Below are 21,639 nucleotides of genomic sequence, written 5' to 3'. Positions count from 1 at the left end.
CGTTCAAATACGCCAGCATCCCGCCACTCCTGAAATCGGCGATGAGCAGAGCTTGACGAGCATATACCGGTGGCATTCAGCGCATTCCACTGGCAACCCGTCCTGAGTACGAAGAAGATGGCGTTCATTGCAGCGCGATTATCAACCCGCTTGCGGTGCGTACCCAGAGGATGGTGAGTTTTATGCTCCGGGATGAGAGGAGCCATTTTCTCCCAGAGTTCATCACTGATTTGCCACTTGTTGCCTGCCATACGTTGCCCTCAGAAATTATCGTTATTCATTATATTATACGATAATTCCTTTTGGGATAGGCTCTAAACACTAGCTCTTCTCGTACTGGTGTGAACGCGGTTTACGTTGTTGACGAAAGCCTAAAAGTTCTGGGTGAAGTTGAAATCGGTGTTGCTCTAGGTGACAACTACGACGCAGGTGCTGATTCAAGCGAGCGTACAGATGACTCTGTATACGTACGTCGCCACATCATCGGTTTTGATATGGGTGATATGGGTACTCTTCGCTTCGGTAAAGAAGGTACTTGGGCTGATGACGTATACTTCGCAGATTACTCTTACTTCTTCGGTGGTAACGCAGCGGAAACTGCATACGGTCACGCTTGGAACAACGATTCTCAAATCAAATACGCTTACGAAAATGACGCATTCTGGCTAAAAGCTGGTTACGCGCTAGGCGAAAAAGATTCTAACGAAGAAGTACTAGAAGTATTCGTTGGTAAATCTTTCAACGACCTATCTCTACACGCTGGTGTACTTACTGCGAACAACGACATCAACGTAACTAAAGAGAAAAAACTAGTTCTTAATGGTGTAGAGCAAACAGTTTCTCACACAGAGCGTACTGATAACGAAAACCTATCTTTTGAAGTAACTGCTGAGTACGCACTAAACGAGCACACTCTAGGTGCTACGTACTACTACAACGAAAACGAAGATAAGCTAGGTAAATCAACAGTTGATTCACACTACATCGTTGTAGCTGGTATGTTCGCTGTTGCTCCTAAAACAACTCTATACTCTGGTTACGAGTACCTAGCTCAGTCTACTGACGAAGCAGGTAAAGTAGACGCAGACTCCTCTTGGTTCTACGCTGGTGTTGAATACAAGTTCTCTAAATGGGCACGTGTATTCGCAGAAGCGGGTTACACTTTCGAAGGTACTGACTTCGACAACAAAGACACAGACGACGCAACTAACTTCGGTGTTGGTGCTCGTTTCTACTGGTAATCAATACCCAGTTTGATATTGTAAGACCCAGCTATATGCTGGGTCTTTTACTATGAAGATAAGGATGAAAAATTCTATGCAGTTATCATTAAAAGTGGCAATGGCACTGTCTATTTTTGCCAGTACAAACCTCTACGCTGCAACGACTTTAGTGGTTCCAGAAGACGTGAAGTTATTGGCCGTCAACATGGAGAAGCCAGATCTAGAAGGTGGTCTTTTTTCTAGTGAGAAGACAATCGAACTACCTGACGGAACGAATCAAATTGTCTTCAAATATCAACCTACATTCGAAATTAACGAAAACCTTAAGACGGTTTACAGTGATGTAATCGTTGCTAAATTTGATGCTGAAAACGAAAAGCTAACGTTTGAACTACCAGAGTTTAAAACTCTTCGCCAAGCGCAAAACAACATCTCGCCTCTAGATTGGCAATTACTGGATACCAAAGGCCAGCCTATTGCTTTGGTCGAAGATGTATTAGAGTCAGATGGTGTTCAAATTGGTCGTAATTACCCTCAAGAATCTCGCAACTACAATATTGCTGGCGGTATCGCGAGTGTTGCCGTTAGTTATGTAACTGTGAATCAGCATCAACAATCAGTAAGTGATATCGAGCCTCGAGTTGAGACTAGTGATACCCGTTCAACAGCCGCATCGAACGACAGCCCAATGGTTGATGTATTAAAGACGATGTACCAGAAAGCGTCTCCGGCGGAAAAAGAGGCATTTAAAAACTGGCTTGCTGAGCAGTAATCCCTTAGTTCATTAGATAGGGCTTAACTGAAAAAGTACGAATCTAAAAAGCAGGCTTTAAGCCTGCTTTTATCTTTTCTGCTTATTAGAGAGAGATTTCTCTCCATTCACCAGGCATTAGGTCGTTAAGGACGATATCACCCATCGAATGACGAATGAGGCGCAAAGTAGGGAAGCCAATGTGCGCAGTCATGCGACGTACCTGACGATTTCTTCCTTCAATAATGGTAATGGCTAACCAAGTGGTAGGGATATTTGCTCGAAAACGGACCGGAGGGGTTCTGTCCCAGACTTGTGGTTCTGGAATTACTTCAACTTCGGCCGGTAGAGTCATACCATCTTTTAGCTCTACTCCCTTTCTCAATTTTTCAAGATCTTGCTCCTGAGGAGCGCCATCAACTTGAACCCAATAAGTCTTCGGCGATTTTGACTTTGGCTGCGTTAACTTCGCCTGCAAGATGCCATCGTTAGTGAGTACCATCAAACCTTCGCTGTCTCGGTCCAATCGGCCAGCCGCATAGACATTTTTGATCGGGATATAGTCCGCTAACGTTTTGCGACCATCGCCATCGGTAAATTGACTGAGCGTATCGTAAGGCTTATTGAAAATAATGACTTTGCGATCTTTAGGGGCCACTTTTGGCTTTTGGCTTTTTGTTGGGCGATTAGGGCGGCGGTCTTGCTGAGTACGAGTCTTCGAGCCATTGCGAGCTCCTGAGTGTTTAAAATGGCCCGTTTTAGACTGGTTACGACTGCGACCTTTTTCCTGACCTATACGAGATGACATGTTAACTACCCTGCAAAAATGTAAATGAACTGTGTTTGAAAGTTTTAAGTTTTCTCATGATCGGATATGATTTGCGCGCCTAAAACTAACAAACGCGCACAGAATGATAGACTAATTCGTGTTATTTGTTTAATTATATCAGTGCACTCATGGATTCAGAGCTTAGAGCTTCAAACTACAACAAAGAGTGCGAACCGCATGTGGCGTTAGTGAGGAGACATGTACTGCTAACGTGCAGCAATGCGTCAATTAAACCAACTCAGACGCTGAGTTGATCAGCCAACAAGTTGATTAAAAAATAGGGAAATTTCATGCCTACAGAAAAACCTACAATTATCTACACCATCACTGATGAAGCGCCGGCGCTAGCAACTTATTCATTACTACCAATCATTCAATCATTCACAGCATCGTCTGGCATCAATGTAGATACTCGTGATATTTCACTAGCAGGTCGAATTATCGCTAACTTCCCAGAGCATCTAAAAGAAGAACAGCGCATTGGCGATGCGTTGACTGAGCTTGGTGAACTAGCTCAAACTCCAGAAGCAAATATCATCAAGCTACCTAACATTTCAGCTTCAGTTCCTCAGCTTAAAGCGGCGATTAAAGAGCTTCAGGCGAAAGGTTACGATTTACCAAACTACCCAGAAGAGCCGAGCACGTACGAAGAGAAAGCGATTAAAGCGGCTTACGACAAAATCAAAGGTAGTGCGGTTAACCCAGTACTTCGTGAAGGTAACTCAGACCGTCGTGCTCCGACTTCGGTTAAGAACTACGCGAAGAAAAACCCACACTCAATGGGTGCATGGTCAGCAGAATCTAAGTCTCATGTTGCGAGCATGTCAGACAATGACTTCTTTGGTAGCGAAAAGTCTACAACTATCTCTGGTGCAACAGAGGTCAAAATCGAGTTTGTCGGTAATGATGGTACAGTTAAAGAGCTTAAGTCTGCGTTCCCATTACTAGATAAAGAAGTCATTGATACTTCAGTAATGAAGAAGAAGGCGTTGGTTGAATTTTTCGAGAAAGAGATTGCTGAAGCGAAAGCGCAAGACGTGCTGCTGTCTCTTCATATGAAAGCGACGATGATGAAAGTTTCTGACCCTGTCATTTTCGGCCATGCCGTAAAAGTTTACTACAAAGACGTTTTCGATAAGTACGGTAAGCTGTTTGAAGAGCTAGGCGTTGATGTAAACAATGGCATCGGTGATGTTTACTCAAAAATTGAGTCTCTACCTGAAGCGCAAAAAGCAGAAATTGAAGCGGCCATTCAAGCGGTTTACCAAACTCAACCAGAACTTGCGATGGTTGACTCTGATCGTGGTATCACAAACTTACATGTACCAAGTGACATTATTGTAGATGCTTCTATGCCAGCAATGCTTCGCTCTTCGGGTCAAATGTGGGGACCAGATGGTAAACAAAAAGACACCAAAGCGATGATTCCAGATCGTAGCTACGCAGGTATTTACCAAGCGGTTATTGATTTCTGTAAAGAGCACGGCGCATTTGATCCAACCACTATGGGTAGCGTACCTAACGTTGGTCTAATGGCTCAGAAAGCTGAAGAGTATGGTTCTCACGACAAGACATTCATTCTAGACGCTGCGGGTACTGTTCGCGTTGTTGATGCTTCAGGTAACGTACTGTTAGAGCAAGCGGTTGAAGAAGGTGATATCTTCCGTATGTGTCAGGTTAAAGACGCACCAATCCAAGATTGGGTTAAACTAGCAGTGACTCGCGCACGTGCAACAGGTGTTCCAGCTGTATTCTGGCTAGATGAAAACCGCGCGCACGATGCTGAGCTCATCAAGAAAGTAAACGCCTACCTACCAGATCACGATACTGACGGTCTAGAGATTAAGATCCTATCTCCTGTTGAAGCTTGTAAGTACTCACTAGAGCGTATGAAAGCGGGCCTAGATACTATCTCTGTTACAGGTAATGTTCTTCGTGACTACCTAACAGACTTGTTCCCAATTCTCGAGTTAGGTACGTCTGCTAAGATGCTATCTATTGTTCCATTGATGAATGGTGGTGGTCTATTTGAAACAGGCGCTGGTGGTTCTGCTCCTAAGCACGTTCAACAAGTAGAAAAAGAGAATCACCTTCGTTGGGATTCTTTGGGCGAGTTCCTAGCGCTTGCAGCTTCGTTAGAGCATTTAAGTGTAGCGACAAACAATCCTAAGGCTCAGGTTCTCGCAGATACACTAGATAAAGCGACCGGTGAGTTTTTAGACACCAACAAATCTCCGTCACGTAAAGTGGGTGAGCTAGATAACCGTGGAAGCCACTTCTATCTTGCACTTTACTGGGCGAAAGCGCTTTCAGAGCAAACGGATGATGCGGATCTTGCTGCTGAATTTGCACCAATTGCAAAAGCGCTGTCAGAGCAGGAAGAAACGATCGTTGCTGAGCTAAATAATGCGCAAGGCGTGAAAGGTGAGCTAGGAGGTTACTACTTACTAGACGATGCATTGGTTTCTAAATTGATGCGTCCAAGCGAAACCTTTAACGCAATCATTAACAAGTAAGTTAGTGTAAAAACACGTCGTTTTCGGCGTGTTTCCTATCCTGTAAGTGCGTTGTAAGTGTTCCTTTTGTAACACGTGCTCTAAATAGTAAGAAACCCGCTATCTTGGCGGGTTTATTTTTCTCTTCAAAACATCAACGTGGCGTTTCGAGAGCAATATTTTTATATTTCGACAGCGCTCTAATTATTTGGCTTGGCCTTCAAGAGGCACGACGCTACTCGCGTGACAGCCTTTGGGACCTTTTTCAATCTCGTAAGAGACTTGTTGGCCTGCTTTCAGTGTACGATAACCGTCCATCTGGATAGTTGAGTAGTGGGCAAAGATATCTCCCTCTTCTTCATCTGAACAAATAAACCCAAATCCTTTGGCATTGTTAAACCACTTTACTGTACCTGTAGCCATGCTTTACATCCCTCATGCATTTTTTACTGATGTTGTTACTGCAACCAAGTTATACCTTTAACTTGGTACTACCATTGTCAGCGAATGCCAACAAACGTCAAATCAATGATAAGTCACATTCATCAAACCACTTAAAGAAGAGAGGTTTCAAAATGATGATTTATGCATCGACACTTTCCACTGTAGTCAATGAATTTCGACAGTCAATAGCAGTGAGCAACAAACAGAAACATAATTGAAAACAAATCACTTTTGAGATTAACAAATTTGCAAACAGTTTTTCGTATATACGCAGAAGTTTAGTCAATTTGCCTATGAAGTGGCTCATACTGAAAAAGCCATACTGTCCGTGTTGCTTATGGGAGAAGAATCCTCTGACTGAATAAAAAATGAAGTTTTCGTGATAATTACCGTATTCTCAATGAGGAAGTGTGATCCAGATAGAAGATGATGGGGTGGTTTGCAATAGTCCGAAAGCAATAAATAGAAAGTTCTTTTATAAGAAAAAATGTGTAACTTATCGACAAGCATCTTTTATTTGCGCCGTATCAAGACGTGCATTAGTCTCTATATTAGGTAGCAACTTTTATCGATCAAAGATCGAATTCGGTGCCATAACTCACTACACCGCGCTGCACGCTTGTGGTAGATTGTTTTTATAGGTCGAAAACATCAACCCTTTGATACGATATCTTTAGATTGCCATGAGTAAAAATTTTGAATGGGTCACTCCGGACTCTGATCTTCTGGAGCGAGAAAGTACGAAAGTCCAGCCACCTAAGCTGTACAATGTCGTACTCAATAATGATGACTATACACCTATGGATTTCGTCATAGAGGTGCTTGAGCGATTTTTCTCACATGATATTGATAAAGCAACTCAAATCATGCTTCAGGTCCACTATGAAGGAAAGGCAATCTGCGGCACATACAGCGCAGAAATTGCCGAAACAAAAGTAGCGCAAGTTACGATGTACGCAAGGGAAAATGAACATCCGCTACTTTGCACTATGGAGCAAGCGTAAACAAAGAAGACTTGCTCGAACAACCCCAGTTGTTTTTTCGGGAGGTACTTATGCTAAATAAAGAACTAGAGTCAAGCCTTAACGGTGCATTTGCTCGGGCGCGAGATAAACGCCACGAGTTTATGACTGTCGAACACCTCCTACTTGCATTGTTGGAAAATGATGCAGCTAAGGAAGCCCTTCTAGCTTGTAAGGCGGATCTTGACGCTTTACGCAACGAACTCGATATTTTCATCGATCAAACTACGCCTCTTATCCCAGATAGTGATGAGACGCGTGAAACGCAGCCGACTTTGAGTTTTCAACGTGTACTACAACGCGCCGTCTTTCATGTACAGTCGTCTGGTCGTAATGAAGTAACAGGCGCCAACGTGCTTGTTGCTATCTTCAGTGAACAAGAGTCGCATGCCGCTTACTTACTGAAGAAAAATGACATCTCCCGATTAGATATTGTTAACTTCATCTCCCACGGTATTACTAAAGCATCAGGTGCAGGTGAGGATTCATCATCAGACTCGTTTAGCTCAGAAAGTGTTGAAGAGCCTAATTCTGAAGAACGCCTAGAAAGCTTTGCGACGAATCTTAATCAAGTCGCTAAAGATGGAAACATCGACCCACTCATTGGACGTGATAAAGAGTTAGAGCGCACTATTCAGGTACTTTGTCGACGCCGCAAGAATAATCCACTACTAGTGGGTGAGGCAGGGGTTGGTAAAACAGCCATTGCGGAAGGTCTTGCATGGCGAATTGTCGAAGGGCAGGTCCCTGAGGTCATTCAAAACAGCGTGATTTATTCACTAGATATTGGCTCTTTGCTCGCTGGTACCAAATATCGCGGTGATTTTGAAAAGCGCTTCAAGGCGATTTTGAAACAACTTGAAAAAGAAGAAGATGCCATTTTGTTCATCGATGAAATACATACCATCATCGGTGCAGGCGCGGCATCTGGTGGTCAAGTCGATGCAGCAAATCTTATTAAGCCTCTTTTGAGTAGCGGTAAGTTGCGTTGTATTGGTTCGACGACATACCAAGAATACAGCAACATTTTCGAGAAAGAGCGTGCGTTGTCTCGCCGTTTCCAAAAGATAGACGTTGTAGAGCCTTCATTAGATGACACAACTAAAATCTTGATGGGCTTGAAGCCGAAGTACGAAGCTCACCATGAAGTACGTTATACCAATAAAGCACTGCGTGCCGCGGTAGAACTGTCGGCTAAATACATTAATGAACGCCATCTACCAGATAAGGCCATTGATGTCATTGATGAAGCTGGTGCGCGTAGTCGTCTTGCTCCTGCAAGCCGTCGTAAAAAAACGGTCGGAGTGGCTGATATCGAATCAATGGTTGCCAAAATGGCGCGAATTCCAGAGAAGTCGGTTTCTTCTTCAGATAAAGACATTTTGAAAAACTTAGATAGCAAAATGAAGATGTTGGTATTTGGTCAAGATAATGCGATTGATGCATTGTCCGAGGCGATCAAGCTGACACGTGCAGGTTTGGGTGTAGACAACAAACCTGTTGGTTCATTTTTGTTTGCAGGCCCAACAGGGGTTGGTAAAACAGAGGTGACAGTGCAGTTATCTAAGCTTCTAGGTATCGAGCTACTTCGTTTTGATATGTCTGAGTATGGTGAGCGTCACTCCGTAAGTCGCTTAATTGGTGCGCCTCCTGGTTATGTCGGTTATGACCAAGGTGGTTTGCTAACTGATGCTGTTATTAAGCACCCACATTCAGTCGTATTACTTGATGAGATTGAAAAAGCGCACCCTGATATCTTTAACCTGCTGTTGCAAGTCATGGATAACGGTACGCTAACGGACAACAATGGTCGCAAAGCAGACTTCCGTAATGTCATTCTTGTTATGACAACTAACGCAGGTGTGGCGGAAACCGAGAAGAAATCAATTGGTTTGATTCAACAAGACAACAGTCACGATGCAATGGCGGAAATTAAGAAGGTGTTTACTCCTGAGTTCCGTAACCGTCTTGATAACATCATCTGGTTTAACAGCCTTGATGAAAGCGTTATCCATCAAGTGGTTGATAAGTTCATTGTTGAACTGCAAGTGCAACTTGATGCGAGAGGCGTTTCAATGGAAGTATCGCAAGACGCTCGCCATTGGTTAGCACATAAAGGTTATGACAAAGCTATGGGGGCTCGCCCAATGGGGCGGGTTATCCAAGAACAGCTTAAGAAGCCTTTAGCTAACGAACTGTTGTTTGGATCTTTAGTTGACGGCGGTACAGTGAAAGTAACGCTGGTCAACGATACGCTTGAGTTTGAATACTTAAGTGAGAAAGAGACAGCGATGCATTAATCGTTATTCGGTAACAAACGCAAAAGCGCACGAGAAGATCGTGCGCTTTTTTATCTGAACTAAATCGGAAAAAATTGTGCAATAAAAAACGGAGCAGCTTGCTCCGTTTTTTATTGCATCCGAAAATCAGAGATTAACGAGCGCGGAAGACGATGCGGCCTTTTGACAGGTCGTATGGAGTCATCTCTACAGTTACTTTGTCACCCGTTAGGATACGGATGTAGTTCTTACGCATCTTGCCAGAGATGTGAGCAGTCACAACGTGACCGTTTTCAAGTTCAACACGGAACATAGTGTTTGGTAGAGTGTCAAGGACTGTGCCTTGCATCTCGATTACGTCTTCTTTAGCCATTTAATCCTCTTTAGAAATTAGGCAATATTAGCGGGCTATATTCTGCCGCTAAATAGTAATTATGTAAAGTTGAGGCGTATTCTACCCTCGCCAACGCTGATTTACTAGCCTTTGGTGGCGTTGAAAGCGTGTTTTGTAGCTCATTGCTGGGCACTCATCAATCTGATATCCCAAATATAGCCACTGTTGTTTGTTTTCTTGGCAGTATTTAATTTGATAAAGCACTGCTAACGTGCCAAGAGATAACTCGTAGTCAGGGTCAAAGAAAGTATAAAAAGCACTCGAGCATTGTGGCATCAAATCTGTCACTGCAATGGCGAGCAATTGATCTGATTCATCGTAAATGTGTAAAAACGACGTTGTCAGCCAGCTGGTTTGAGCAAATCGAGCAAACTCATCACGCTTTGGTGGGTACATAGTGCCGTTTTTATGCCGTTTGCAGATGTACCGACTGTAAAGCTCAAACCATTCCTCATCCATTTCAGGTTTCATTTCCCAGCGTACAGACTGTGCTTTATTAAGCAGCCTCTTCTGATTTTTTGATAGTCTAACGTCTGGAATCGAGACTCGAATTGGCTGGCAAGCGGTGCAATGCTCGCAATGCGGTTTATATATGGTATCTCCGCTACGACGAAAACCGTTAGCCATGAGCAACTGGTAATTTTCTTCAGTATGCAGCCTTTCATCAAGCGCCACCGCAACCCGCTCTTGCCGTTCAGGCAAATAACTACAAGGGTGATTATTCGTCAACCCTATTCGAATATGTTGTATATCCGTACTCATACTGAATCCTGCAAAACTTGGGGCTGATAGGCATCAAATAGTGTTTGCTTTTCTCTTAAAGATAGTAGTTTTTGCATAAATTCGTCACGCTCAAGTTCAAATGCGCCAAGTGATGCCAAGTGAGAATTCATAACTTGGCAATCGATTAATTGACCTTGCTTTGACGCCAAATGGTTGCATAAGTACCACAATGCAATTTTGGATGCGTTATCTTTTAGACTAAACATCGACTCTCCGCAAAAAAGTTGGCCCACGCAGATGCCATATAGTCCGCCAATCAGGTTGTTGTCATGCCATACTTCTACAGAGTGACAGTGACCAAGTTTGGCTAACTCAATGTAGGAAGCTTGCATTTCCTCGTTGAGCCATGTTTCCTCTACAGGGCGTGTTGAAGAACATAGTCTAATCACTTCTTCTGTCGCGAAATTGAGTGTTACTTTATAGTTATGTTTACGCTGAAATTTTTTGAGACTTTTAGATGGCTTAAACTGCAATGGGTCAAACACAGCGCGCGGAGAAGGGCTCCACCATAAAATAGGTTCACCAGGACCATACCAAGGGAAAATGCCTTGATAGTAACCATTGAGGATTCTCATGGGGTTTAAGTCACCACCAAAAGCCAGCAAACCATTGGGGTCGCTGAGTGCTTTATAGGGTGAGGGAAAGTTGAACGTTTCATCGAGTTCAGTTAAATAAATAGCCATAAGAAGTCGTTACCAACATTGGAGTCAGAGGAGTTTATGATGACCTGGTTAAGAAATATCGTAAAAGTATGGCTTGGGATCATACTGTTTTTACCACTTGTCGCCAACGCAGCCTATGAAAGAAATGTTGCCAAGCCAGTTAATGAAGTAGTTTACGGGAAGATTGACTCTGTCCGTTATATTACTCAACAAGAGGTTGTTCAATCGAAAAGTAACGGTTGGAAGACACTACTTGGTGCCACTATCGGTGGTTTAGTCGGTAATCAATTTGGTGGCGGTACGGGAAGAGAAGTCGCGACGGCAGTGGGTGCGCTTGCAGGTGCCGCAGTTGCTCAAAACCAAAGTAATTACCAATACACGGTTGAATATAAGTTAGTTGAGCTACTCATCAAAGTGAAGGGTGATAAGCTAATTAATGTCATCCAAGATGTTGATAAAAATATGTTATTTAGTCGAGGGGATGAAGTTCGTATCTTATATTTTGATGATGGAGTCAGGGTTGATATCACTTATTAACCCTAGGTTGTTTTAGCCTAACGAAGCTTAATCAGGCATGTACAGTCGGGCTGGCTTATCGTCAAATAAAGTCGAAATAGTTTGCTGTTTCGCCGTACTTCTTTCGCTCTTATTTACATCGCTGGCAATGCCTTTAATTCTGTATCTTTAGGCTGCTTGAGGATATTCATAAATTAGCGCCGATTTACTCTGGTTTTGTCGTGTTTTTTTGGGTAGTCTGAATTCACGAAGAATTGTTTAGCCCTCATAAAAAATCGTGTGTTGAGGGCACAAAGGATTATCAACTTTTAATGGAAAGCCTAACGTTACAACCTATCAATAAAATTCAAGGGGAAGTGAACCTTCCTGGCTCTAAAAGCGTTTCTAATCGAGCTCTTTTACTTGCTGCTCTTGCTAAAGGCAGAACTCGCCTTACTAATCTCCTCGACAGTGATGATATCCGTCATATGCTGAATGCGCTGACTAAACTAGGCGTTCAATACCAACTTTCCGAAGATAAAACAGAATGTCTCGTTGAAGGCCTTGGGCGTCCGTTTTCTGTCTCAGAGCCGGTAGAGTTATTTCTCGGCAATGCTGGCACTGCGATGCGACCATTAGCTGCGGCTCTTTGTCTTGGAGAAGGGGAGTATGTACTGACGGGCGAACCTCGTATGAAAGAGCGTCCAATTGGTCACCTTGTCACGGCACTGAAAGATGCTGGTGCGAACGTTGAGTACATGGAAAACGAGAACTTTCCGCCTCTCAAAATAATTGGTACTGGCCTAAAAGCAGGTACAGTTTCTATTGATGGGTCCATTTCAAGTCAGTTCTTGACCGCTTTCTTAATGTCTGCGCCATTGGCTGAAGGTGAAATTCGCATCAACATCGAAGGCGATTTGGTTTCTAAGCCTTATATCGATATCACCCTGCATATCATGAAGCAGTTTGGAGTCGATGTGATCAACAACGACTATCAAGAGTTTGTGATCCCAGCCGGTCAGCAATACATCGCTCCAGGTGATTTCTTGGTTGAAGGTGACGCGTCTTCTGCTTCTTACTTCTTGGCGGCGGCAGCCATCAAAGGTGGAGAAGTTAAAGTAACGGGTATCGGTAAAAACAGCATTCAAGGTGATATTCAATTTGCTGATGCGCTTGAAAAAATGGGTGCAGAAATTGAATGGGGTGATGACTACGTAATTTCACGTGTTGGTCAATTAAAAGGCATTGATATGGATTACAACCATATCCCTGATGCTGCAATGACCATCGCGACAACAGCGTTATTTGCCGAAGGCACTACCGCTATTCGTAACGTTTATAACTGGCGTGTAAAAGAAACAGACCGTTTGTCAGCTATGGCGACTGAGTTACGTAAAGTTGGTGCGGAAGTGGAAGAAGGGGAAGACTACATCATCGTCAAACCTGTTTCTCAGTTAAAGCATGCAGCGATTGATACTTACGATGATCATCGTATGGCGATGTGTTTTTCGCTGGTGGCACTTAGTGATACGCCTGTGACGATTAACGATCCAAAGTGTACGTCGAAAACGTTCCCTGACTACTTCGACAAACTTAAGGCTTTAAGTTGCTAAATATTCTGACCTAAAACAGGAAAGCCAGAGTGAATAACACTCTGGCTTTTTTGTTTCCCAATACTATTTAACCAGCGTAAATTCCTTAGAAAGGTGATGCGCTAAGTATTTGAACATATTGAATACTGCAGTCGTATTTGAAGTTGGTAAACCTTTGTCATCAAGGAAGTATTCACCTTTAAAAACTAAAACACCTTCTTTTTCTTCTACGCTTGTTGCTCGCATCCCCTCGATGTAATCATCGTGCTCTTGGATGATTTGGTTAGCGATCAAAAGAAGGTCGAACTCTTCGATAAACGTTCTATCAGACATATTCTTTCTACCATCCTATTCAGTTAAGAACGCTGAGTATACCTACAACTAAAATGGGTTTGCATGATTAATTCAGTCAATCGTTCAGTAAGACTAAACAGATCAATTTTTAGAGTATAAGCATGATGCGGAGGAAGATGGCAGAGCATTGAACCAAACTATTTTGTGATGGGTAACAAAATTTATTGCATTGGATTAGCGGATGCTAAGTTTGCCTGTTTAGATATGCCGCTCAATACCTTTCAGAACCCTGTCTCTTTGAAGTATAAAGACGATGAATTGTCAACCAATCGGATCTGAATTTCAAAAAAGCAGTTGATCTTCTTTTCATCTCGCACAATAGTAAAAAAAGAAGCAATGAAATAGAACATTATGCGGGTGGCCTTTAAACAAGGTTTCTACCCGCATTATTATGAAGGACGTTAGAGTCAGTTATGGGTAAATCACTCGTTATAGTGGAGTCACCAGCCAAGGCAAAGACGATAAATAAGTACCTTGGTAAAGACTTTATTGTTAAGTCTAGTGTTGGTCATGTGCGTGATCTGCCTACGGCCGGTCAAAGCACTGGTGAGAAAAAAGCCGCAGCCATCTCAACTAAAGGGATGAGTCCGGAAGAGAAAGCGCGCGTTAAAAAAGAGAAAGACCGCAAAGCGTTGATCAAAAAGATGGGGATTAACCCATATCATGACTGGGAAGCGAATTACCAAATCCTTCCAGGCAAAGAAAAAGTTGTCAACGAACTACAAAAACTCGCCAAAGACGCAGATTGCGTTTATCTCGCAACCGATTTGGACCGCGAAGGAGAAGCAATCGCATGGCACCTTCGTGAGATCATCGGTGGCGATGAAGAGCGATACAAACGTGTAGTTTTTAACGAAATTACGAAAAACGCGATCCAACAAGCTTTCCAGACACCTGGCGAGCTGAACATGGATGGTGTAAATGCCCAACAAGCACGTCGCTTCATGGACCGTGTCGTTGGTTTTATGGTTTCACCTTTACTTTGGAAAAAAGTGGCTCGTGGTTTATCTGCTGGTCGCGTGCAGTCTGTTGCGGTGAAACTGTTAGTTGAGCGCGAGCGTGAGATTAACGCGTTTGTACCAGAAGAATTCTGGGACATTCATGCGAATACGAAAACGAAAGACAAAGCGGACTTTAAACTGCTTGTTGCTCAGAAAGACGGTTCTGCGTTTAAGCCAGTTAATGAGGCAGAAACCAAAGCAGCGATGTCTGTACTTGAGAATGCAAGTTACGAAGTATGTAAGCGTGAAGACCGTCCTACAAAGAGCAAGCCTTCAGCACCTTACATCACCTCTACGCTTCAACAGGCAGCGAGTACACGTCTGGGCTACGGCGTGAAAAAGACCATGATGCTAGCTCAGCGCCTCTATGAGGCCGGTTACATCACTTACATGCGTACTGACTCGACTAACCTAAGTGCCGAGGCTGTGGACGCTGTACGTGACTTTATTGGTTCTGAGTTTGGTGATAAGTACCTGCCAGCGAAACCATTGACGTACGGTAGCAAAGAAGGGGCACAGGAAGCGCACGAAGCGATCCGTCCTTCAAATGTGGGTGTTAAGGCGGAAGACCTGCAAGGTGTCGATGCTGATGCGCACAAACTTTATGCTTTGATTTGGAATCAGTTTGTAGCGTGTCAAATGACGCCAGCAGAATACGATTCAACAACCATCAGCGTAAAAGCGGCAGAATACACGCTTAAAGCGAAAGGTCGTATCCTTAAATTTGACGGCTGGACTCGTGTACAGCGTCCAATGGGCAAAAACGAGGATACAATCCTTCCTGCGGTACAACTTGGCGATAAGCTAAGCTTAGAGTCACTTGACCCTAAACAGCACTTTACAAAGCCACCTGCGCGCTACACTGAAGCAGCACTGGTTAAAGAGCTAGAGAAACGAGGTATTGGTCGTCCGTCGACTTACGCATCGATCATTTCTACGATTCAAGATCGTGGCTACGTGAAAGTTGATCAGCGCCGTTTCTACGCTGAAAAAATGGGTGAAATTGTTACTGACCGCCTTGATGACAGCTTTAACGATTTGATGAACTACGACTTTACTGCGCGTATGGAACAGAAATTGGACCAAATCGCTGAAGGTGAAGTGAACTGGAAAGCTGTGTTAGACAACTTCTTTGCTGATTTTACTGGCGATCTTGAAAAAGCGGAGCTGGATGAGTCAGAAGGCGGTATGAAGTTAAACCACATCGTCATGACAGATATCGAGTGTCCGACGTGTAGCCGTCCAATGGGCATCCGTACTGCTTCAACAGGTGTGTTCTTAGGCTGTTCAGGTTACGCGTTACCACCAAAAGAGCGTTGTAAGACAACCATCAACTTGGGTGACGAAGAAGGTATTATTAACGTTCTAGAAGAAGACGTTGAAACCGCAGCTCTTCGTGCTAAAAAGCGTTGTCCGATCTGTGAAACAGCGATGGACGCATACCTGATTGATGACAAGCGTAAGATGCATGTTTGTGGTAATAACCCGAACTGTGAAGGCTACCTTGTTGAATACGGCGAGTTCAAAGTAAAAGGCTACGATGGTCCAGTTGTTGAATGTGACAAATGTGGCTCTGATATGGTGCTTAAGAACGGTCGCTTTGGTAAATACATGGATTGTACGAGCGAAACGTGCAAGAACACTCGTAAGATCTTGAAGAATGGCGAAGTCGCGCCCCCGAAAGAAGATCCTGTTCATTTCCCCGAGTTGCCATGTGAAAACTCAGATGCGTATTTCGTACTTCGTGATGGTGCTTCAGGTCTATTTATGGCGGCAAGCAACTTCCCGAAATCGCGCGAGACACGTGCTCCTTTGGTTGCTGAACTGGCACGTTTTGAAGAGCGTTTACCTGAGAAGTTCAAATACCTAGCGACCGCACCGCAAGAAGATCCTGATGGTCGTCCTGCAGTTGTACGCTTTAGTCGCAAAACAAAAGAGAACTACGTTCGTTCGGAAGAGAATGGCAAACCATCTGGTTGGACAGCGCTCTTTGTTGACGGTAAGTGGGAAGTCACTGATAAGCGTAAAAAAGCGAAAGCATAAAAACGTACGATCTAAGTAATGTAAAAAGGCAGCGATATCGCTGCCTTTTTTGCGTTTTGTTTTTGCGTAAAGGCCACTGTGTTGTTCGTATAGATCTTTGCTGCTTTGACTGAGTTTTGCTGACGCGAGAAGATCCCAGTATCAATATTTCGTAGTCGCTGATGTATTTTTTATGTAAAAAATATTCGTTGTAACTTTCATTTTGCATTCACATATTTGTTATACATTGGGCTAAAAAATCGGCGGTGTAGTGAATCCGTTCGTAAATTGTTTTCACAATGTAATCGTTTGCTTTTCCATGTGTGATCTAGATATCGTCTTGAGTACGCAAGAGCTGTATGGTACACAGAATGGCGTATTAAAAATTGTAATTTAGAACCCGCTTAGATAATTTATTACAAAAATTAGTGCAACTGTGTGCATTGTTTGCGTCAAAAAATAAGGAAAGAGTGGACGTTGCATACTGGAAGTGCCGTAGCTTTTTTATCCGTGTTGTAAGAGTTCACAGAAACTCAGAGACGGTTGCTAAATGTATTCGCTTGACTCCCCGAGTATGACTCATTCAAGCGAGTACCAAATCCAAGCTATAACGATATGGAGAACAACAAATGGCTGGTGTTTTGGGAATGATTCTTGCTGGCGGTGAAGGCTCTCGTTTGAGACCTTTAACGGAATCTCGCAGTAAACCTTCGGTACCGTTTGGTGGTAGTTATCGATTGATCGATTTTGCTCTAAACAATTTTGTTAATGCGGATCTGATGCGCATTTACGTCCTAACCCAATTTAAATCTCAATCTTTATTCCATCACTTAAAAAAGGGGTGGAACATCAACGGCATTACAGACCGCTTTATCGATCCTATTCCCGCTCAAATGCGTACTGGTAAACGTTGGTACGAAGGGACGGCGGACGCGATCTATCAAAACCTGCGTTTTATGGAGTTAGAGGAACCAGAGCAAGTTTGTATTTTTGGCTCTGACCATATCTATAAGATGGATATCAAACAAATGCTGAACTTCCACTCAGAAAAGCAGGCTTCTCTGACGGTATCTGCATTGCGCATGCCACTAAAAGAGGCGTCGCAATTTGGGGTTATCGAAGTGGATAGCGAAGGCCGTATGATTGGCTTTGAAGAAAAACCAGCAAATCCGAAGTCGATTCCTGGTGACCCTGATTACGCTTTAGTTTCAATGGGTAACTATGTTTTTGAAGCTCAGGTACTGTTCTCAGAGTTGGTCGAAGATGCGGATAATGAAGCTTCATCACATGATTTTGGAAAGGACATCATTCCAAAGATGTTCCCTAGAGGTGATGTGTTCGTGTATGACTTCAGTACCAACAAAATCAGTGGCGAAAAAGAAGAGGTGTACTGGCGTGATGTCGGAACTATTGATGCGTACTGGCAAGCGCATATGGATCTGCTAGAAAAAGATGCACCATTTTCGCTGTACAACCGTAAATGGCCATTGCATACCTACTACCCACCATTGCCACCTGCGACATTTACCGACTCTGATAATGGTCGTGTGCAGATAATCGATAGTTTAGTGTGTAATGGCAGCTATGTTAGAGGCTCAAGAATCGAAAAGTCGGTGCTTGGTTTTCGCAGTAATATTGCTTCTGCTTGCGATATCAGCGAATGTATACTTCTTGGTGACGTAAAAATTGGCGAAGGATGTGTTTTACGTCGTGTGATTGTCGACAAGGATGCCGATATTGCTCCTGGTACTCAGATTGGTGTGAATCTTCAAGAAGATAAAAAACACTTCCACGTGTCTGAGGAGGGCATTGTTGTTATTCCGAAAGGGGCTCGAGTTGGCTACTAACTACTTATCTATTCTGTTTGTAGCTTCTGAGGTTGAAGGCCTCATTAAAAGTGGTGGCTTGGCAGATGTTGCCAAGGCACTACCGGAAGCCCTTCAAAACCTACAGCAAGACGTAAGAATTACCATCCCTGCGTACAGCAGTATTGATAAACTCGCAGACGCAGAAGTTGTATTAGAAACAGAATTAACATCATGGCCGCATACGGAGTATCGAGTTTTGCGGCTCATGTTAGGTCAAAATCCTGTTTACCTGATTGATTGTCCGCCGTATTTCAATCGACCATCAATGTATGCGGAGAACAACCAAGCGTATACTGATAACGGCGAGCGCTTTGCGTTTTTTAGTGCAGCATGTCTCGACATGTTACCCAAGCTCGCCTTTCAACCTAATATCATACACGCGAACGATTGGCACACAGGTCTTGTTCCATTTTTGCTCAAGCACAGGTATGGCAATGATCCGTTTTTTGCTCATACTAAAAGCGTCATTTCAATTCACAATGCGGTCTTTAAAGGAGTATTTAGTTATGAAGACGTGCAGTGTTTGCCAGAGTTTCATTGTAGAAACGTTCCCGATGCTGCGGTGAGTGCAACACATATTACGATGCTTAAAGCTGGTGTAATGAATGCAGATAAGATAAACGCGGTTAGTCCTACGTACGCAGAGGAACTAAAAACAGAGCTTGGCAGTCACGGCATGGCTTGGGAGTTTCAGCAACGCGCGCAGGACTTAGTTGGTATTTTGAACGGTTGTGATTACAGCGCTTGGAATCCGGAAACTGATACCTACTTGCCGGTTAATTACTGCGCCGACCAGCAAAGTATGTCGCAAGGGAAGAAAGCTTGTAAAAAAGCATTACAACAACGACTAAATTTGCCCGAAAAAAATGTAGCTATGTTCGGTATGGTTTGTCGGTTGACCCAGCAGAAAGGCGTTCATTACTTGTTGCCTGCTTTGGCCGATTTTTTGAAGCACGATGTTCAGCTAGTTGTCGTTGGGACCGGAGACCCTGTTCTTGCAGCTCAGCTACGAGAGGTTGCCGCGCAGTTTTCTAGCAAATTTGCCTTTGTAGAAGCGTATGACAATGAACTTGCGCATATCGTTGAAGCTGGTTCTGATTTCTTCTTGATGCCTTCTGAGTTTGAACCATGTGGCTTAAACCAAATCTATAGTATGGCTTATGGGACATTACCGATAGTACGCGGTGTTGGTGGCTTAAAGGACAGCGTTAGCGATTATGATGTAAACCCATCTGAAGCAACGGGGTTTGTTTTTTTCGAACCGACACCGCAGGCATTGTTGTTAACGATGCTAAGGGCACTGTTGCTCTACGCTCAAAACGAGCCTGAAGTGAATAAAGTACAGTTGCACGCGATGCAACAAGACTTTTGTTGGCAAAAGGCCGCAGAATCTTATTTGCAGCTTTACCACTCAGCGTTAGTTTGACTTAAAATTGTAACGAAAGGCACCGAATGAGGTGCCTTTATTATCTTGAGTAAGGGGAGTGTGGTAGGATGGCTTTTTACTCAATAGCACGATCTTTTTGATACTCAATATGACCCAGCCGCTACTTTTTCATAAAACCTATTTGCACCCTACTAGTAATGAGTGGGTTGTATTTGTGCACGGTGCTGGTGGTAGCTCTTCTATCTGGTTCAAGCAAATTAAAGCTTACAAGCAACACTTTAACTTATTGCTGATCGATTTAAGAGGTCATGGAAAGTCAAATCAGTTACTTAAAGAGCTCATTGCTAGTCGTTATACCTTTACGGAAGTTACCCAAGATATTTTGAAAGTATTGGACCATTTAAAGATCCAATCCGCTCATTTTGTCGGTATGTCGCTTGGTACTATTATTGTTCGAAACCTTGCTGAATTGTCATCAGAGCGCGTACGTTCGATGGTGCTCGGCGGTGCTGTCACAAGGCTTAACACTCGTTCTCAGATATTAGTGAAATTAGGTAATTTTTGTAAGCATATCCTACCGTACATGTGGCTCTACAAACTGTTCGCTTATATTGTTATGCCTCAAAGAAGCCAACGAGAATCTCGCCACCTTTTTATTCGCGAAGCCAAGAAGCTTTGCCAAAAAGAATTTAAACGTTGGTTTATTCTTGCTGCTGATGTAAATCCGTTAATGAAATATTTTAAAGATCGAGAGTTACCCATTCCGACTCTCTACTTAATGGGCGACAGGGATTACATGTTTATTAAACCTGTCAAAGAAATGGTTGCAGCACATAAACTCAGCATTCTACGAGAAATCCCGAATTGTGGTCATGTATGCAATGTAGAGCGTCCAGAAGACTTCAATCAACACTCCATCGAGTTTATTAAACAGCAAGCTGTATGTGCTTAGAACTGAGTACATCCACTGAATAGGAGAGCCGCTATAGCTCTCCTAGTTGATATCCACATTGCCAACATGCACCAAATTGCCCTTCGTTTATTTCATGACATTTTGGGCATTGCCAATCTTGATACTCATGCCTATCGGATTGTTTTCGATATGTTTTTACTATTTCTTCAGCTTTCATCTTTTGTGCAGTGTCAAAAAGCCACACATAAGGATCGGTATCATCACCAAACGGCAGTTCTCCTTTTAAGCCGAAAATACCTTCTCCACGAACTTCACAGTAAATTTGTTCCACTTTAAGCAGCTCACATACAATGTGTGCTTCTGCTGGGTTTTTAGCGATAAATATTTTCATCAATACACCCACTTCACCAATTACGAGTTTTGCTGACTTGGTGTCGGCCTTACTTTATTCATAACCCATTTAGTGATGATTGGAAATAGTCCCAATAGCGCAAAAGACGCTAATACTGCGGGTGAAACAATGCCCGATAGGCTTTCAATTGTTGCTAATTGAGTACCTGCATTCAGATATACGGCTGTGCCTGGCAGCATACCTATTTGGCTAGTGAGATAAAATCTACCTATAGACATCGGTGTTAAGCCCATCAGTAAGTTGATTAGAAAGAAAGGGAATACAGGGATTAGACGCAAGGAAAATAGATAAAAAGCTCCGTCTTTTTCAACACCTTGATTAATTGCGTTGAGTTTATTTCCGAATTTGTTTTGTACCCAGTCACGCAATAAGTATCGGCTGCTCAAGAAGGCCAGTGTTGCCCCCATAGTGCTAGCGAAAGAAACAAGTAGCAAGCTTGTCCAAAAACCAAATAAGGCTGCACCAAGTAAGGTGACTACTGCCGCTCCTGGGATAGAAAAAGCGGTAATTGCAATGTAGGTAAAAAAGTAAATCGCAGCCGAGAATACAAAATTCTGATCGATGTATGTAGTTAGTGCTTCTTGTTGGGCTTTTGCATTCTCTAAGGTTAAATACTGGCCAAAGTTAATACCTAAAAAGACGATAGCCGCTAGTAGGATGAGACCTAATATCAGTTTCTTATTCATAATTTTGATTCCAATTTGGGATATATG

General features: G+C 43.2%; 20 protein-coding genes. 11 read left to right on the top strand and 9 right to left on the bottom strand.

Annotated elements, in window-relative coordinates; all coding sequences use genetic code 11:
- On the bottom strand, nt 1-251 hold a 251-nt coding region (locus tag R8N49_RS05315; protein ID WP_206937370.1), incomplete at its 3' end, for a transposase.
- 90 nt (nt 252-341) lie between these two features.
- On the opposite strand from R8N49_RS05315, the gene R8N49_RS05310 reads away from it, so the two are divergent.
- Nucleotides 342-1,241, top strand: coding sequence for a porin (locus R8N49_RS05310; RefSeq protein ID WP_054700745.1), 900 nt, complete (start codon nt 342-344; stop codon nt 1,239-1,241).
- Between the two features lie 76 nt (nt 1,242-1,317).
- Nucleotides 1,318-1,995 carry a DUF2057 family protein gene (locus R8N49_RS05305; protein WP_017634732.1) on the top strand — a complete coding sequence of 226 codons (678 nt, stop codon included), beginning with the start codon at nt 1,318-1,320 and terminating at the stop codon, nt 1,993-1,995.
- Between the two features lie 85 nt (nt 1,996-2,080).
- Here R8N49_RS05305 and R8N49_RS05300 read toward each other — a convergent pair whose 3' ends face one another.
- Nucleotides 2,081-2,782: a pseudouridine synthase gene (locus R8N49_RS05300; protein WP_186584394.1), complete on the bottom strand. Its 702-nt coding sequence runs from the start codon at nt 2,780-2,782 to the stop codon at nt 2,081-2,083.
- A gap of 311 nt (nt 2,783-3,093) precedes the next feature.
- Here R8N49_RS05300 and R8N49_RS05295 point away from each other — a divergent pair, with 311 nt between their 5' ends.
- Nucleotides 3,094-5,319 carry an NADP-dependent isocitrate dehydrogenase gene (locus tag R8N49_RS05295; RefSeq protein ID WP_005378404.1) on the top strand — a complete coding sequence of 742 codons (2,226 nt, stop codon included), beginning with the start codon at nt 3,094-3,096 and terminating at the stop codon, nt 5,317-5,319.
- Between the two features lie 183 nt (nt 5,320-5,502).
- Here the strand turns inward: R8N49_RS05295 and cspD are convergent, their stop codons facing one another.
- Nucleotides 5,503-5,721, bottom strand: a complete 219-nt coding sequence (gene cspD / locus R8N49_RS05290; RefSeq protein ID WP_005378407.1) for a cold shock domain-containing protein CspD — start codon at nt 5,719-5,721, stop codon at nt 5,503-5,505.
- 704 nt (nt 5,722-6,425) lie between these two features.
- On the opposite strand from cspD, the gene clpS reads away from it, so the two are divergent.
- Nucleotides 6,426-6,746, top strand: coding sequence for an ATP-dependent Clp protease adapter ClpS (clpS, locus tag R8N49_RS05285; protein WP_005378419.1), 321 nt, complete (start codon nt 6,426-6,428; stop codon nt 6,744-6,746).
- Nucleotides 6,747-6,796: 50 nt separating this feature from the next.
- Nucleotides 6,797-9,064 (top strand): ATP-dependent Clp protease ATP-binding subunit ClpA, encoded by a 2,268-nt coding sequence (gene clpA, locus R8N49_RS05280; protein ID WP_005387879.1) that lies wholly within the window; start codon nt 6,797-6,799, stop codon nt 9,062-9,064.
- Nucleotides 9,065-9,197: 133 nt separating this feature from the next.
- Here the strand turns inward: clpA and infA are convergent, their stop codons facing one another.
- The 3 genes from infA to aat all read right to left on the bottom strand — a co-directional run bounded on the left by infA (nt 9,198) and on the right by aat (nt 10,903).
- Nucleotides 9,198-9,416 carry a translation initiation factor IF-1 gene (gene infA / locus R8N49_RS05275; RefSeq protein WP_001040192.1) on the bottom strand — a complete coding sequence of 73 codons (219 nt, stop codon included), beginning with the start codon at nt 9,414-9,416 and terminating at the stop codon, nt 9,198-9,200.
- A gap of 81 nt (nt 9,417-9,497) precedes the next feature.
- Nucleotides 9,498-10,199 (bottom strand): arginyltransferase, encoded by a 702-nt coding sequence (locus R8N49_RS05270; protein ID WP_186584393.1) that lies wholly within the window; start codon nt 10,197-10,199, stop codon nt 9,498-9,500.
- Nucleotides 10,196-10,903 carry a leucyl/phenylalanyl-tRNA--protein transferase gene (gene aat / locus R8N49_RS05265; protein ID WP_182038218.1) on the bottom strand — a complete coding sequence of 236 codons (708 nt, stop codon included), beginning with the start codon at nt 10,901-10,903 and terminating at the stop codon, nt 10,196-10,198. Before aat ends, R8N49_RS05270 begins: the two co-directional genes overlap by 4 nt.
- Before the next feature lie 39 nt (nt 10,904-10,942).
- Between aat and R8N49_RS05260 the strand changes: the two genes are divergently transcribed.
- The gene (locus tag R8N49_RS05260) at nt 10,943-11,419 is read left to right on the top strand and encodes a glycine zipper 2TM domain-containing protein (protein ID WP_005378348.1); all 477 of its coding nucleotides are present in this window, start codon (nt 10,943-10,945) and stop codon (nt 11,417-11,419) included.
- Nucleotides 11,420-11,709: 290 nt separating this feature from the next.
- Entirely contained in the window at nt 11,710-12,990 is a 1,281-nt protein-coding gene (aroA, locus tag R8N49_RS05255) for a 3-phosphoshikimate 1-carboxyvinyltransferase (protein WP_005387883.1), read from the top strand.
- A gap of 63 nt (nt 12,991-13,053) precedes the next feature.
- On the opposite strand, the gene R8N49_RS05250 is transcribed toward aroA, so the two are convergent.
- Nucleotides 13,054-13,302 carry a YciN family protein gene (locus R8N49_RS05250; RefSeq protein ID WP_005387884.1) on the bottom strand — a complete coding sequence of 83 codons (249 nt, stop codon included), beginning with the start codon at nt 13,300-13,302 and terminating at the stop codon, nt 13,054-13,056.
- A gap of 434 nt (nt 13,303-13,736) precedes the next feature.
- Between R8N49_RS05250 and topA the strand changes: the two genes are divergently transcribed.
- The 4 genes from topA to R8N49_RS05230 all read left to right on the top strand — a co-directional run bounded on the left by topA (nt 13,737) and on the right by R8N49_RS05230 (nt 20,553).
- Entirely contained in the window at nt 13,737-16,367 is a 2,631-nt protein-coding gene (topA, locus tag R8N49_RS05245) for a type I DNA topoisomerase (RefSeq protein ID WP_005378351.1), read from the top strand.
- Nucleotides 16,368-16,975: 608 nt separating this feature from the next.
- Complete coding sequence (glgC, locus tag R8N49_RS05240) at nt 16,976-18,193, top strand: glucose-1-phosphate adenylyltransferase (protein WP_017634726.1); 1,218 nt, start codon at nt 16,976-16,978, stop codon at nt 18,191-18,193.
- A complete protein-coding gene (glgA, locus tag R8N49_RS05235) occupies nt 18,183-19,640 on the top strand; it encodes a glycogen synthase GlgA (RefSeq protein ID WP_186584392.1) in 1,458 nt (485 codons plus the stop codon). The genes glgC and glgA overlap by 11 nt, the downstream gene beginning before the upstream one ends.
- A 109-nt stretch (nt 19,641-19,749) precedes the next feature.
- Nucleotides 19,750-20,553, top strand: coding sequence for an alpha/beta fold hydrolase (locus R8N49_RS05230; protein ID WP_017820032.1), 804 nt, complete (start codon nt 19,750-19,752; stop codon nt 20,551-20,553).
- Nucleotides 20,554-20,584: 31 nt separating this feature from the next.
- Here R8N49_RS05230 and R8N49_RS05225 read toward each other — a convergent pair whose 3' ends face one another.
- Nucleotides 20,585-20,905 (bottom strand): DUF2007 domain-containing protein, encoded by a 321-nt coding sequence (locus R8N49_RS05225; protein WP_169628369.1) that lies wholly within the window; start codon nt 20,903-20,905, stop codon nt 20,585-20,587.
- Nucleotides 20,906-20,925: 20 nt separating this feature from the next.
- Entirely contained in the window at nt 20,926-21,612 is a 687-nt protein-coding gene (locus R8N49_RS05220) for a TVP38/TMEM64 family protein (protein ID WP_053303236.1), read from the bottom strand.
- Between the last annotated feature and the right edge of the window lie 27 nt (nt 21,613-21,639).

Source organism: Vibrio sp. 1978 (genome assembly GCF_033344345.1).
Note: the sequence above shows the minus strand (reverse complement) of the source record. Positions and strands in the feature narration are given on the sequence as shown.